Below are 13620 nucleotides of genomic sequence, written 5' to 3' on the forward strand. Positions count from 1 at the left end.
GGTCACATACGACAGGCACGCCCCCCACCATGGCTCTGGACTTGGGCCATCGCACCGAGGAATGTGGCACAGAGCCTGCCCCGAGCTTGCCGAGGGGCGCCCTCGCCTGTGAACTCCGCGCCCCGACCTGTCGGGGCACACACACCCGGGGGCGGGTGTGCCACATGAGGCGCACGCCGTGCGCCCCTACGGATGCAGCCTCCCGCGCTTGAACTTTCGCCTGCTGGGTGCTATTCTTGGCGCGGCCCGAGGATAGGGGAGAGTAGAGAGGAGACTGCAGGCGATTCGGGTGAGGGCGCAGCATGCCGCGCCCCTACATTGCGGTCACATACGACAGGCACGCCCCCCACCATGGCTCTGGACTTGGGCCATCGCACCGAGGAATGTGGCACAGAGCCTGCCCCGAGCTTGCCGAGGGGCGCCCTCGCCTGTGAACTCCGCGCCCCGACCAGTCGGGGCACACACACCCGGGGGCGGGTGTGCCACATGAGGCGCACGCCGTGCGCCCCTACGGATGCGGCCTCCCGCGCTTGAACTTTCACCTGCTGGGTGCTATTCTTGGCGCGGCCCGAGGATAGGGGAGAGTAGAGAGGAGACCGCAGGCGATTCGGGTGAGGGCGCAGCATGCTGCGCCCCTACATTCACCTTTCAACTTTCACCTGCTCTCGCCCCGATCAGTCTTGATCGGGGCGCGCCGGGGTGGCGGAACGGAAGACGCAGGGGACTTAAAATCCTCGGCCCGCAAGGGCATGCGGGTTCGACTCCCGCCCCCGGCACCACCGCCATGCCCGGCTGCGAGCAGCCCCATGGCCGACGTACGCCGACAGAGCGGCTCCACGCGAAATAGACGTTGACAGGGCACCGCAGGGTTCACTGCGCCATTTCTGACGCGATCCACGGACCGAAGCGTGCGAAGATGAAACTCAGCGACCTGGGCGAATTCGGCCTCATCGCGCGCCTGCGCGCCCGCTGGCCGCAGTCGCCGGCGGGCGTCGTGGTGGGTCCCGGCGACGACGCCGCCGCGGTGCAGCCCGACCAGGGCCGGCTGCTGCTATTCACCGTGGACGCGATGGTCGAGGACGTTCACTTCCGCCGGCGCTGGATGCCCCCGCGCGACCTGGGCTGGAAGGCGATGGCGCAGAGCCTCAGCGACATCGCCGCCATGGGCGGCCAGCCGACCCACGCCCTGGTGTGTCTGAGCCTGCCTGTCCCGAGTGCAGTCGAGGGGCCCGGCGACCTCGATGCGGGTTTCGTTGACGCTCTCTACGACGGCCTCGACGCCGCCGCCGCCGAGTACGGGGCGAGCGTGATCGGCGGCGACATCGTGGGCTCGACCGGCGGGGTCATGGTGTCGGTGTCGCTGCTGGGCGAGGTGGAAGAAGGGCTGCTGCTGCGCCGGTCGGGGGCGCGGCCGGGGGAGGTTTTGATGGTCACGGGCGCCCTCGGCGACGCCGCCGCGGGGCTGCGGTTGCTGGAGGCGGGGGAATCGCCGGCTGCCGGCGAGGAGAGCGCGGTCACCCGGCACCTGCGCCCCGCCCCGCGCGTGGACGAGGCGCGCATCCTGGCGCGCAGCGGCCAGGTGACCGCCGCCATAGACCTCAGCGACGGCCTGGCGGGCGACGCGGCGCACATCGCCGAGGAGAGCGGCGTCGGCGTGCGTCTGCATGGCGAGCGGCTGCCTGTCGGCGCGGCGTGCAAGCAGGTGGCGGCGAGGCTGAGGCTGAATCCGCTCCCGCTGGCCCTGCGCGGGGGCGAGGACTACGAGCTGCTGGTCGCCGTGCGCCCGCAGGCGGCGGAGGGCCTGGCGGAGCTGCTGCATCACGAGACGGGAACGGCGCTGACCGCGGTCGGCGAGGTGGTCGAGGCCGCGCGCGGCGTCGTGCTCATCGCCGCGGACGGAATCGAGGCTACGCTGGGCGGGGCGTTCGATCACTTCGGCGAACCATCCGACCGCTAGCCCGCAGACTGCGGGCAACCGGCGGCGGAGGCGGAGGGAACCTTGAGCTACCTGGTTGGCATTGACGTTGGCACCACCGGCGCGAAGGTGCTGCTGGTAGGAGCGGACGGCGGCATCGTCGCGCGCAGCACCCACGAGTACCCACTGCTGACGCCGCGGCCCGCGTGGGCGGAGCAGAACCCCGCGGACTGGTGGGAAGCGACCGCCGCGGGCATCCGCCAGGTGCTCAAGCAGAGCGGCATCCCGCCGCAGGAGATCGCGGGCATGGGCCTGTCCGGGCAGATGCACGGGTCGGTCTTCCTGGACGAGCGCAGCGAGGTCATCCGGCCGGCGATCCTGTGGTGCGACCAGCGCACCGCCGACCAGTGCCGCTGGATCACCGACCGCGCCGGCGAGAAAACCGTCGTCGAGGAGACCCTCAACCCCGTGCTCACCGGCTTCACCGCGCCCAAGATCGTGTGGCTGCGCCAGAACGAGCCGGAAGCCTACGCCCGCGTGCGCAAGCTCCTGCTGCCCAAGGATTACATTCGCTTCCTGCTGACCGGGGAGTTCGCGACCGACGTGTCGGATGCGTCCGGCACCTCGCTGCTCAACATTGCCCGGCGGCGCTGGTCGCCGAAGATGCTGGCGGCGCTCGACTTATCGGAGGCGATGCTGCCGACGGTACACGAATCGCCGGCGGTGACGGGGGGCATCTCGCCCGCGGCCGCGGAGGCCACGGGGCTGGCGGCAGGCACACCCGTCGTCGGCGGCGGAGGAGATCAAGCGGCGGGCGCGGTGGGCAACGGCATCGTCCGCCCCGGCGTCATCTCCGTCACCACCGGCACCTCCGGCGTCGTTTTCGCGCACATGGACGAGCCGCGCGTGGACCCCAGGCTGCGCACTCATACCTTCTGCCACGCGGTGCCGGGCAAGTGGCACGTCATGGGGGCGATGCTGTCGGCCGGGGGGTCGCTGCGGTGGTATCGGGACGCCCTCGCCCAAGCGGAGGTCGCGGAGGCGAAGAAACGCGGCGTGGATCCTTACGAGCTGCTGACCGCAGAAGCGGCCTCGGCGCCGCCCGGCTGCGAAGGGTTGATCTTCCTGCCCTACCTCACCGGCGAGCGCACCCCCTACCCCGACCCCTGGGCACGGGGGGTCTATTTCGGCCTGAGCCTGCGCCACGGGCGGCCGCACCTGGTGCGCGCCATCCTCGAAGGGGTGTCCTACGGCCTGCGGGATTCGCTGGAGATCCTGCGCGGGATGGGCCTGCCCATGTCCCAGGTGCGCGCCTCCGGCGGCGGCGCCCGCAGCGCCCTGTGGCGGCAGATTCAGAGCGATGTCTTCGGCGCCGAGCTGGTGACGATCAATGTAGATGAGGGCCCGGCATTCGGCGCGGCGCTGCTGGCGGGCGTGGGCGCGGGGGTTTACGCCAGTGTCGAGGAGGCCTGCGACCGCACCATCTCCGTCAATCAGCGCACCCGGCCCGACCCCGACACCTCGGCCCGCTACGACGCCTACTACCCCATCTACCAGGCGCTGTACGCGTCGCTCAAGGACCGCTTCGCCGAGGTGGGGCGGCTGCTACAGTGACGGGGGTGACGCCCGTAGTCTCCGTGGTCGGCCGCAGCAACTCCGGCAAGACGACGGTGCTGGAGGGCCTCATCGCCGAGCTGACCCGGCGCGGCCTGCGAGTGGGGGTGCTCAAGCATGCAGGGCACGGGTTCGAGATGGACCGCGAGGGCACGGACACCTGGCGTCACCGGCGTGCGGGCGCGGCGGCGGTGGGGATCATGTCCGACGATGGGGTCGCCGTCATCCGCGCGCTGGAGGGGGAACTGCCGCTGGCGGAAGCGGCGGCGCTGTTGGGGCCCGACCTCGACGTGGTGTTGACCGAGGGCTTCCGGCGGGCGCCGACGCCCAAGATCGAGGTCATGCGCGCCGAACAGGGAGGCGACGTGCAAACCCCGCCCCACCAGTTGCTGGCGGTGGTTGCCGATGGCGCGATGAAAACGGGGGCGCCGGTGCTCGCGTTCGACGATGCGTCGGGCCTGGCCGACCTCGTCGCCGCCGAGATCAAGCGCCCGCTATGAGGACGCAGTGAGCCCCGCCGCGGCCATCGCCTGGCGCGCGTAGTCATGCCACATGCGAGCGAGCTCGCGGCTGGGCACCTCGGGATGGCGCGCACAGGTCACGACGATGGGGCCGTCGAAGCCAATCGCCTTGAGCCCGCGAAAGACGGAGGGAATGTCGGCCGAGCCCGGGTCCCCCGGCAGCGCCGGCAGCCATGGCCGCCCGCCGATCATGACCGCCGCGGGCGCTTCGCCGTCGGCCGGCGCCGGCTTGTGGGTCTCCAGGAAGCACGCGAACGCGTGCTCCCCCAAGGCCTCCACCGCCGCCTGGCCGTGCTCGCGGTCGTCGAACATGAGCTGGCTTGCCTCGAACGCCACCCCGAAGTTGGCGCGCCCGATCATGGCCAGGGTCTGGCGCGCCATCTCGATATTGGCGAACAGCGTGCCGCTGTGGATGGGGCTGGCGACGCGCAGGCCGCGTTCGGCCGCGCGGTCGGCGAGCTGCTGGGCGAACGGTATCTCCGCCTCGCGCACGAGCTGCACACGGATAAGGCCGCAATTGAGCGCCAGCGCTACCCCCAGCAGGCGCGTCGCGTCATCCACCGCCGCCGCGTTCTCCAGTCCGGCGGCGGTGACATTGGCGCAGCGCAGACCGCGCCGCCCCAGCACGTCGCGGATGGTGGCGAGCTCGGCCGGGCTCGACGTCTCATTGACCTGGCGTCGCCGCAGCTCGATGCCGTCGTAGCCGATCTCCGCCAGCAGCGACGCCAGCTCCTCCAGGCCCAGCTCGTAGCCGGTGCGCTGCTCGAACATGCGCGCGGACAGTGCCAGTAGCATGATCTCTCCACACCCCAGCCGGGAGGCGCACGCGCTTCCCGGCGGATTGGCCTGCGGGGCTCGCCCGCAAGCGTCACTGACTACGCCACGCGGGGGCGCTCGACCTTTCTCCCCTCAGCCATGGCAAAGGCCGGTGGAACCCTCCACCGGCCTCAGTACGTCGCCGACATGCGACCGCGCGGGCTAGGCAGCCACCACCTGCTGCACCCCGGGCACCTGCTCCTTGAGCACCTGCTCCACCCCGCGTTGCAGCGTCATCTGCGCCATCGGGCAACCGACGCAGGCCCCCTTCAGCCGCACCTTGACGATCCCCTCCTGCTCGTCCACGTCCACCAGGTCAATGTCACCGCCGTCGGCCTGCAGGCGCACGCGGATGTCGTCTATCGCTTGCTGCACCTTTTCGCGCATGGAGCTTCCTTTCCGCAGTCAATTCGACCTGCTCCAAGCATACCCGCCGCCGTGGGGCGTGTCAACCGCTGCCTTGTGCGTCCCGACCACTAGCCGCCGTAGATCTCCGGCTTGAGCACCGCGACGTAGGGCAGACTGCGGTAGCGGTGCGCGAAATCGAGCCCGTAGCCGACGACGAATTCGTTGGGTACCTGGAAGCCGACGTAGTCGAGCTGCACCTCCACCTGACGCCGGCTGGGCTTATCCAGCAGCGCCGCCACCGCCAGGCTCGCGACCTTGCGCGTCTCGAGGTTCTCCAGCAGGTAGCGCAGGGTCAGCCCGGTGTCCACGATGTCCTCGACCACCAGCACGTGCTGACCCTCGACATTGAGGCTCAGGTCCTTGAGGAGCTGCACCGCGCCGGAGGAGGTAGCGCCCTCGCGATAGCTCGACCACTTGACGAAGTCCACGCGCACGGGGATGGTCAGCGCGCGCATGAGGTCGGCCAGGAACACCACCGCGCCGTCGAGCACTCCCACCAGCACCGGCTCGCGGTCGCGGTAGTCGGCGCTGATCCGCGCCCCCATCTCCGCCACCCGTGCGGCGATCCGGTCGGCGGTCAGCAGCACCTCCCTGACATCGGGGTGAGCGCTCATTGGCCTTTGCCATGTCGTTCTGAGTGCAGCGAAGAATCCCCTACCCCTGATGCGCCAGGATAGGGGACTCTTCGGTCGCTGCGCTTCCTCAGAGTGACAATTGTGCTCTGGTGCTCCGTCAACCATGTTTCGAGGGATTCCTTGGGCGCGCGATGTCAATCGCGCGAAGCCGCCCGTAGGGGCAAGGCATGCCTTGCCCCTACCTGTGTCGCGCCCGGTGCGACCCCGAAGAACACCCATCAATTCATCGTTGACGCAACACTAATACGGCGGCATGCCGTGGCCGTGGGGCGCGGGCGGCGCCTTTTCTTCCTCGGGGATCTCCGCGACCACCGCCTCGGTGGACAAGATCATGGCGACGATGCTGGTCGCGTTCTCCAGCGCGCTGCGCGTGACCTTGGCCGGGTCCACGATCCCCGCCTCCATCATGTCCCCGTACTTCTCGGTCATGACGTCGAGGCCGTGGCCCGCGGGCAGGGCCTTGATCTTGGCGACCACGACCGATCCCTCCATCCCCGCGTTGTTGGCGATCTGGCGCGCGGGCTCCTCCAGGGCGCGGCGCATGATGTCCACGCCGATGGCGGCGTCGCCCTTGAGCCGCACCTGCTTGAGCGCGGGGACGGCGTTGAGGTAGGTCACCCCGCCGCCGGCGACGATCCCTTCCTCGACCGCGGCGCGGGTGGCGGAGAGGGCGTCCTCCATGCGGTGCTTGCGCTCCTTGAGCTCGGTCTCGGTGGCGGCGCCGACGTTGACGATGGCTACGCCGCCGGCGAGCTTGGCCAGACGTTCCTGCAGCTTCTCGCGGTCATAGGAGGAGTCGGTGTCCTCGATCTCGCGCTTGATCTGGGCGATGCGCCCCTGGATCGCCTCGGCGCTGCCCTTGCCCTCGACGACGGTGGTGTCGTCCTTGGTGACGATCACGCGCTTGGCGCGCCCCAGCATGTCGGTGGTAACGTTCTCGAGCTTGCCCCCGAGATCCTCGGAGATGAAGCTGCCGGCGGTGAGCAGCGCCAGGTCCTGCAACATCGCCTTGCGGCGATCGCCGAAGCCGGGCGCCTTGACCGCGACCGCGGTGAAGGTGCCGCGCAGCTTGTTGACCACCAGCGTCGCCAGCGCCTCGCCCTCGACGTCCTCGGCCACGATCAACAGCGGCTTGCCCGCGCGCATCGCCGCCTCCAGCACCGGCAGCAGGTCCGCCACCGTCGAGACCTTCTTCTCGTAGATGAGGATATAGGGATCCTCCAGCACCGCCTCCATGCGCTCGGCGTTGGTGACCATGTAGGGCGAGATGTAGCCCTTGTCGAACTGCATCCCCTCCACCAGCTCGAGCGTGGTCTCGGCGCTCTTGCCCTCCTCGACGGTGATGACGCCGTCCTTGCCGACCTTGTCCATCGCCTCGGAGATGACCTCGCCGATGCGCTTCTCGCGCGCGGCGATCGCCGCCACCTGCGCGATCTTGGCCTTGGTCTCGACCGGGAGCGCGGACTTGGCGATGTGCTTGACCACCGCGTCGCGCGCCGCCTCCAGCCCGCGCTTGATGAACATGGGGTTGGCGCCCGCCGCCACCGCCTTCATCCCCTCGCGCATCATCGCCTGCGCGAGCACGGTGGCGGTGGTGGTGCCGTCGCCGGCCACGTCATTGGTCTTGGACGCCACCTCCTTCACCAGTTGCGCGCCCAGGTTCTCGAAGCGGTCCTCGACCTCGATCTCCTTGGCGATGGTGACCCCGTCGTCAATGATGGTCGGCGAGCCGAACTTCTTCTCCAGCATCACCGTGCGGCCGCGCGGCCCCAGGGTCACGCGCACCGCGTTGGCGAGGATGTTGACCCCGCGCTCCAGCGCGCGCCGGGCCTCCTCGCTGTATGCCAAATCCTTTGCCATAATCGTCAGCCTCCTCGGTTCGCCGCGAAGTCCTCGCGACCGTAGTCCGCTTATCCCGCCCCCGCCCAGAGGGAGCGGGGTTGATGCGCCGCTAGACGACTATCGCCAGCACGTCGCTCTCGCGCAGCACCATGTATTCCTTCTTGCCGATGGTGATCTCGGTGCCGCCGTACTTCGTAAAGAGCACGACGTCGCCCTTCTTGACCTCGGGCTTCGCCACCGTTCCGTTGTCCAGGATGCGGCCGGGGCCGACCGCCACCACCTTGCCCTTCTGCGGCTTCTCCTGCGCGGTGTCGGGCAGCAGAATCCCGGAGGGAGTCTTCTCCTCCGCCTCCGTCACCGTCACCACCAGGTGATCTGCGACAGGCCTGATCATGTTCCTACCTCCTTAAGCTCCTAGGCGCGCGGCGCCTGGTTTCGTGCTGCGGCGAAGTAATAGTATAGGCGCACGCCGCCGCCTTGTCCAGACCGATCAAGCTGGCGCCCGGCCGCGGGCGCAGCAGGAGCTACCCGGGAGCGGGGTGGCGCACGATAGGTCCGCAGGCCGCGTAAACCTCGGCGGCGGCGCGGGCGATACCCGCGCCCGTCAGGCCGAGTGACTCCAGCAGCTCCGCGCGAGGCCCGTGCTCGATGAAGCGATCGGGAATGCCCACGCGCCGCACCGGCGCCGCGACGCCGTGCGCCTGCAGCAGCTCCAGCACCGCGCTGCCGAATCCCCCTTGCAGCGCGTTTTCCTCGATGGTGACCAGGCCGCCGCCGCGTCGCGCGAGGTCGAGGATCAGCTTCTCGTCGAGCGGCTTGACGAAGCGCGCGTCCACGACCGCAGCGGCGACCCCTTGCTGCGCCAGCAGCTCCGCCGCCTCTAACGCCGGCGCGACCATGCTCCCGACCGCCAGCAGGGCAAGGTCTTCCCCCTCGCGCAGCATCTGCCCGGTGCCGGCGGCAATGGGGGCCGAGGCTGGCTCCGGGCCGGTGAGCGCTGTCGCCGCGCGCGGATAGCGGATGGCGGCAGGGCCGTCACCGGCGAGGGCGGTGCGCAGCATGGCGGCAAGCTGATCGCCGTCGCGCGGGGCCATGACGGTCATGTTCGGCAAGTGCCGCAGGTAGCTCAGATCGAAGAGGCCGTGATGGGTGGGGCCGTCCTCCCCCACCAGGCCGGCGCGATCGACCGCCAGCACCACCGGCAAGCCCTGCAAGCAGACATCGTGCAGGAGCTGGTCGTAGGCGCGCTGCAGGAAGGTCGAATAGACCGCCACCACCGGCCGCAGCCCCGCCGCCGCCAGCCCCGCGGCAAAGGTCACCGCGTGGCCCTCCGCCATGGCGACGTCGAAGAAGCGATCCGGGAACTGCTGAAGGAACGGCGCCAGCCCGGTGCCGTCGGGCATGGCGGCGGTGATGGCGACGATGCGGGGGTCTGCCGCGGCCAGGCGCACCAGCTCCGCGCCGAACAGCGACGTGAAGTGGCAGCCGCCGGCGGGCGCGGCGGGCTCACCGGATTCGATGTCGAAGGGGGCGGTGCGGTGGAAGCGACTGGCGTCGCGCTCGGCGGGGTCATAGCCCTTCCCCTTGGTGGTAACCGCGTGCAGCAGCACCGGGCCCTTGAGGGTGCGGGCGTGACGGAGCGTCTCGATCAGCGCCTCCAGGTCGTGGCCGTCAACCGGCCCCAGGTACGTGAACCCCAGCTCCTCGAACAGTATCCCCGGCACCAGCAGGTGCTTGACGCCGGCCTTGAGCTTCTCCACCGCCTCCAGCACCGCGGCGCCGCGCGGCAGGCGTTGCAGCGCCGCCTCGAAGTTCTCCTTGGCGCGCAGGTAGTGCGGCTCCGCCCGCACGCGCCCCAGGTAGCGGGCGAGGGCGCCGACGTTGCGCGAGATGGACATCTGGTTGTCGTTGAGGACCACGATGAGGTCGCGCCCCAGGTGCCCGGCGTGGTTGAGGGCCTCGAACGCCAGGCCGCCGGTCATGGCGCCGTCGCCGATGACCGCCACCACCGCGTGGTCTTGATGTCTGAGGTCGCGGGCGATCGCCGCGCCCAGCGCCGCCGAGATCGAAGTGCTGCCGTGGCCGGTGTCGAAGCAGTCGTGTGGGCTCTCGGCCCGGCGGGGAAAGCCGGACATCCCGCCGCGCTGGCGCAGGGTGGGCAGGCCGGCGGCGCGCCCGGTCAGCAGCTTGTGGGTGTAGCACTGGTGGCCGACGTCCCAGAGGATCTTGTCGCGCGGGCTGTCGAGCTCGTAGTGCAGGGCGATGGTGAGCTCGACCACACCCAGGTTGGCGGCGAGATGGCCGCCGGTGCGCGAGACCGCGGCGATCAGGCGTCCGCGAATCTCGTCCGCCAGCTCAACCAACTGCGCCCGCGACAGGGGCTTGAGGTCGGCGGGACCGGTGATGGTGCTCAACAGTGACATCGTCAGCCTGGCCCGGGGGCGCAGCGTACTGTGCCCCTACGCTTCTTCTTGGTCCTCGTTCGCGAGCTTGGCGATGCGTTGCTCGGCGGCCTGCAGCCGCTGCTGGCAGTAGCGCCCCAGGGCGGTCGCCTCCTCGTACAGGCGCAGCGAATCCTCCAGCGATTCCTCGCCGCTTTCGAGGCGCTCGACGATCTGCTCCAGGCGCGCCAGCGCATCCTCGAAGGACTTGGGCTTGCCGCGCTCGCCGCCGGCATCGGTGGTTACTTTTTTTCGCCTCATGCTTCCCCCTGTGTGGCGGAGCCGGCATCGGTCTTGCGCGGCGTCACCCGCTCGACCTCGCACCATGCCGAGCCATCGCTAACCACCACCTCCGCCTCGGCGCCCGGGGCTAGCTGCGAGACCGAGCGCACCACCCGCCCCTGCGGCGGCAGCCGCATCACGCAGTAACCCCGCCCCAGCACCCGCAGCGGATCCAATGCCCGCGCCCGCTCCCCTTGGGCCGCCACGCGATCGGCGCGGCGGTTGATCCCGTCGGCCGCCGCGACGCGGAGGCGCCGCAGCGCCTCATCGCTGCGTTGGCGCGGTTCCGCGAGCATGGCCGCCGGGGTCGCCAGCACGCGGCGTCCGCGCCAGGTTTCGATTTCCCGTCGCCGCCGTTCCCCCGCGCGCATCGCCGCCCGTCGCGCGCGTTGCGCCAACCGCAGCAGGTGGGCGGAGAGCTCCGCGGCGTCCGGGGTCAGCATCTCCGCCGCCGCCGACGGCGTCGGCGCGCGCACGTCGGCGACGAAGTCGGCGATGGTGAAATCAGTCTCGTGCCCCACCGCGCTCACCACCGGCAGCGGCGCCGCGGCGATGGCGCGCGCCACCGCCTCTTCGTTGAACGGCCACAGCTCCTCCAGCGACCCCCCGCCGCGCGCGAGCACGATCACCTCCACCTGCGCCAGCGCGGCCGCCTGCGCCAGCGCGCGCACCAACGCGGGCGCCGCCGCCGGCCCCGACACCGCCGCCGGGACGAGCTCCATGCGCACCCCCGGCCACCTCCGGCGCGCGATGACCGAGAAGTCGTGAAACACCGCCCCGTCGGCGGAGGTGATAACGGCGATGCGCCGGGGGAAGGTCGGCAGCGGGCGCTTGCGCGCGGGGTCGAAGAGGCCCTGCGCGCGCAGCTTCTCTTTGAGCTGCTCGAAGCGCAGGTGGAGCGAGCCGACGCCGTCGGCGATGACCTCGGTGACATAGAGCTGGTAGTGCCCGGCGCGCTCGAAGACGGAGACCGAGCCGTGCACCAGCACGCGGACGCCGTTCTGCGGCAGGCAAGCAAGCCGCTGCGCGTGGTCGCTGAAGGCCACACACCGCAACTGGCTCGCCTCGTCCTTGAGCGTGAAGTAGATGTGGCCCGAGGAATGGGCGACGCAGTTGCTGACCTCGCCCCGCACCCAGACCTCGCGCAGCCCCTGGTCGCGCTCGAGCAGCGTGCGCACGTAGCGCGTGAGCTGGCGCACGCTGAAGACGAAGCGGTCGGTGGGGGCGGCGGAATGCGCGAGCTCGCTCATGCCTCCATCTCCCCGGGGGGCGCCTGCTCGCGATCCTCGGATTCGGGATTGGGGACCTGGGGCTGGGCGGCAGCCACCGGCTCGGCGACGACGCCCTGCTCGAGGTCGCGCAGCAGGCTGCCCAGCACGCCGTTGACGAACTTGCCGGACTCGGCGGTACTGTACTTCTTGGCGAGCTCCACCGCCTCGTCAATCGAGACGCTGGGCGGGATGTCGGGCAGGTGGAGGATCTCGAACACCGCGAGGCGCAGGACATTGCGGTCAATGCTCGCCATGCGGTCGAGGCTCCAGTCCTCGGCGTAGCGCGCGATGAGGGGGTCAATCGTCTGGATGTTGGCGACCGCGCCGCGCAGGAGCTGGCAGGCGAAGGCGAGGCCCTCGGGCTGCAGGATCCGATGGGCCTCGGCGAGGGCGTCCTCGAGGTCGGTCTTGCCGACGTCCACCTGGTAGAGCCACTGCAGGGCCTGCTCGCGCGCGGCGCGCCGTGTCCTCATGGTAGGCCTACTGCAACCCCATGCGCCGACGAATGAAATCGGTGCAGGTCTCGCCCTTGCGGAAGAAGGCGTTGGTCAGCACTTCGCGGTGGAAGGGGATGGTGGTCTTGAGGCCGTCAATGCGGAACTCGTCGAGCGCGCGCAGCGCGCGGGCGATGGCCTCGCGGCGGTCGCGCCCCCAGACGATGAGCTTGGCCAGCAGGGGGTCGTAGTATGAGGGCACGTGATAGCCCGGGTAGAGATGCGTGTCCACGCGCACCCCGGGGCCGCCCGGCAGGGTCAGGCCGTTGACGGCGCCGGCGGCGGGGGCGAAGTCGCAGAGGGGGTCTTCGGCGGTGATGCGGCATTCGATGGCGTGGCCCCGGGCCTGGATGTCCTTCTGCGAGTAGGGCAGCTTCTCGCCCGCGGCCAGGCGGATCTGGTCCTTGACCAGGTCGAGGCCGGTGACCGCCTCGGTCACGGGGTGCTCAACCTGGATGCGGGCGTTCATCTCCAGGAAATAGAACTTGCCGTCGGAGTCGAGCAAGAACTCGACGGTGCCGGCGTTGGCATAGCCGACGGCTTTGGCGGCGCGCAGGGCGGCTTCGCTCATGCGGTGGCGCAAGGAGGGATTGAGGGCGGTGGAGGGGGACTCCTCCAGCAGCTTCTGGTGGCGCGAGGTCTGGATGGAGCACTCGCGCTCGCCCACGTGCACGATGTTGCCGCGCTTGTCGGCAAGGATCTGGAACTCGATGTGGCGCGGCTCCTCCAGGAAGCGCTCGAGGTAGACCTCGGGGCGACCGAAAGCGGCCTGCGCCTCGGCGCGGGCGATGGGCAGGGTGCGCAGCAGGTCGTCGTCGTCGTGGACGATGCGGATGCCGCGCCCGCCCCCGCCGGCGGCGGCCTTGATCATCATCGGGTAGCGGTGCTTGGAGGCGAGCTTGAGGGCGTCCTGGTCGTTGTAAACGACCGCGCCGTCCTCCGGGGGGATGACGGGCACCCCGGCGCCGCGCATCACCTGCTTGACCTGGGCCTTGTCCTGCAAGGCCTCGATGGTGGCGGCGCTGGGACCGATGAAGGTGAGCTTGCACGCGTCACAGTTCTCGGCCAGGGCGGCGGTTTCGGACAGGTTGCCGTAGCCGGGGTGCACGGCGTCGGCGCCGGTGATGAGGGCGGCCTGGATGATATTGGGTAGATTGAGGTAGCTGTCGCGGTTGGGGGGCGGGCCGATGCACACGGCCTCGTCCGCCAGGCGCACGTGCAGCGAGCCGGCGTCCGCCTGGGAATAGACGGCGACGGTGCGCAGGCCCATCTCGCGGCAGGCGCGGATCACGCGCACCGCGATCTCGCCGCGGTTGGCGATAAGGATCTTCTTGAACACGAAGTTGATCTCCGCCGCAGGGGCCGCTGCCGCTGTGCGAGG

At 70.2% G+C, this 13620-nt stretch carries 13 protein-coding genes and 1 tRNA gene; 4 read left to right on the plus strand and 10 right to left on the minus strand.

Annotation, left to right across the window (positions count from 1 at the left end; all coding sequences use genetic code 11):
• The first annotated feature begins 693 nt into the window (after window positions 1–693).
• The 4 genes from VM221_01175 (at window position 694) to mobB (ending at window position 4029) form a co-directional block, all read left to right on the plus strand.
• Window positions 694–779: transfer RNA gene (locus VM221_01175), tRNA-Leu, on the plus strand.
• A gap of 137 nt (window positions 780–916) precedes the next feature.
• The gene (thiL, locus tag VM221_01180) at window positions 917–1957 is read left to right on the plus strand and encodes a thiamine-phosphate kinase (GenBank protein ID HUT73428.1); all 1041 of its coding nucleotides are present in this window, start codon (window positions 917–919) and stop codon (window positions 1955–1957) included.
• A gap of 42 nt (window positions 1958–1999) precedes the next feature.
• Window positions 2000–3529 carry a xylulokinase gene (xylB, locus tag VM221_01185; protein HUT73429.1) on the plus strand — a complete coding sequence of 510 codons (1530 nt, stop codon included), beginning with the start codon at window positions 2000–2002 and terminating at the stop codon, window positions 3527–3529.
• Window positions 3526–4029, plus strand: a complete 504-nt coding sequence (gene mobB, locus VM221_01190; GenBank protein HUT73430.1) for a molybdopterin-guanine dinucleotide biosynthesis protein B — start codon at window positions 3526–3528, stop codon at window positions 4027–4029. The genes xylB and mobB overlap by 4 nt, the downstream gene beginning before the upstream one ends.
• On the opposite strand, the gene VM221_01195 is transcribed toward mobB, so the two are convergent.
• From VM221_01195 to accC, 10 genes are all read right to left on the minus strand, one after another.
• Entirely contained in the window at window positions 4024–4845 is an 822-nt protein-coding gene (locus VM221_01195) for a TIM barrel protein (GenBank protein ID HUT73431.1), read from the minus strand. The two genes, mobB and VM221_01195, sit on opposite strands and share 6 nt — an antisense overlap.
• Before the next feature lie 183 nt (window positions 4846–5028).
• Window positions 5029–5253, minus strand: a complete 225-nt coding sequence (locus VM221_01200) for a NifU family protein (GenBank protein HUT73432.1) — start codon at window positions 5251–5253, stop codon at window positions 5029–5031.
• 89 nt (window positions 5254–5342) lie between these two features.
• Window positions 5343–5888, minus strand: coding sequence for a hypoxanthine phosphoribosyltransferase (gene hpt / locus VM221_01205; protein HUT73433.1), 546 nt, complete (start codon window positions 5886–5888; stop codon window positions 5343–5345).
• 261 nt (window positions 5889–6149) lie between these two features.
• Complete coding sequence (gene groL / locus VM221_01210) at window positions 6150–7769, minus strand: chaperonin GroEL (protein HUT73434.1); 1620 nt, start codon at window positions 7767–7769, stop codon at window positions 6150–6152.
• 91 nt (window positions 7770–7860) lie between these two features.
• Window positions 7861–8145 carry a co-chaperone GroES gene (gene groES / locus VM221_01215; protein HUT73435.1) on the minus strand — a complete coding sequence of 95 codons (285 nt, stop codon included), beginning with the start codon at window positions 8143–8145 and terminating at the stop codon, window positions 7861–7863.
• Between the two features lie 130 nt (window positions 8146–8275).
• Entirely contained in the window at window positions 8276–10174 is a 1899-nt protein-coding gene (gene dxs, locus VM221_01220) for a 1-deoxy-D-xylulose-5-phosphate synthase (protein ID HUT73436.1), read from the minus strand.
• 36 nt (window positions 10175–10210) lie between these two features.
• Window positions 10211–10453 (minus strand): exodeoxyribonuclease VII small subunit, encoded by a 243-nt coding sequence (locus tag VM221_01225; protein HUT73437.1) that lies wholly within the window; start codon window positions 10451–10453, stop codon window positions 10211–10213.
• Window positions 10450–11724, minus strand: a complete 1275-nt coding sequence (gene xseA, locus VM221_01230) for an exodeoxyribonuclease VII large subunit (GenBank protein HUT73438.1) — start codon at window positions 11722–11724, stop codon at window positions 10450–10452. Before xseA ends, VM221_01225 begins: the two co-directional genes overlap by 4 nt.
• Window positions 11721–12218 carry a transcription antitermination factor NusB gene (nusB, locus tag VM221_01235; protein HUT73439.1) on the minus strand — a complete coding sequence of 166 codons (498 nt, stop codon included), beginning with the start codon at window positions 12216–12218 and terminating at the stop codon, window positions 11721–11723. The genes xseA and nusB overlap by 4 nt, the downstream gene beginning before the upstream one ends.
• A 7-nt stretch (window positions 12219–12225) precedes the next feature.
• Window positions 12226–13578 carry an acetyl-CoA carboxylase biotin carboxylase subunit gene (gene accC / locus VM221_01240; protein ID HUT73440.1) on the minus strand — a complete coding sequence of 451 codons (1353 nt, stop codon included), beginning with the start codon at window positions 13576–13578 and terminating at the stop codon, window positions 12226–12228.
• Window positions 13579–13620: the final 42 nt, after the last annotated feature.

The sequence above is a fragment of the Armatimonadota bacterium genome (assembly GCA_035527535.1).
Classification (GTDB): Bacteria; Armatimonadota; Hebobacteria.

What these genes read in the sequence shown, in the direction of transcription:
- xseA (HUT73438.1), bottom strand. Translation starts at nt 11,724, where the DNA reads ATGAGCGAGCTCGCGCATTCCGCCGCCCCCACCGACCGCTTCGTCTTC.
- hpt (HUT73433.1), bottom strand. Translation starts at nt 5,888, where the DNA reads ATGAGCGCTCACCCCGATGTCAGGGAGGTGCTGCTGACCGCCGACCGG.
- dxs (HUT73436.1), bottom strand. Translation starts at nt 10,174, where the DNA reads ATGTCACTGTTGAGCACCATCACCGGTCCCGCCGACCTCAAGCCCCTG.
- nusB (HUT73439.1), bottom strand. Translation starts at nt 12,218, where the DNA reads ATGAGGACACGGCGCGCCGCGCGCGAGCAGGCCCTGCAGTGGCTCTAC.
- VM221_01200 (HUT73432.1), bottom strand. Translation starts at nt 5,253, where the DNA reads ATGCGCGAAAAGGTGCAGCAAGCGATAGACGACATCCGCGTGCGCCTG.
- thiL (HUT73428.1), top strand. Translation starts at nt 917, where the DNA reads ATGAAACTCAGCGACCTGGGCGAATTCGGCCTCATCGCGCGCCTGCGC.
- groES (HUT73435.1), bottom strand. Translation starts at nt 8,145, where the DNA reads ATGATCAGGCCTGTCGCAGATCACCTGGTGGTGACGGTGACGGAGGCG.
- VM221_01195 (HUT73431.1), bottom strand. Translation starts at nt 4,845, where the DNA reads ATGCTACTGGCACTGTCCGCGCGCATGTTCGAGCAGCGCACCGGCTAC.
- groL (HUT73434.1), bottom strand. Translation starts at nt 7,769, where the DNA reads ATGGCAAAGGATTTGGCATACAGCGAGGAGGCCCGGCGCGCGCTGGAG.
- VM221_01225 (HUT73437.1), bottom strand. Translation starts at nt 10,453, where the DNA reads ATGAGGCGAAAAAAAGTAACCACCGATGCCGGCGGCGAGCGCGGCAAG.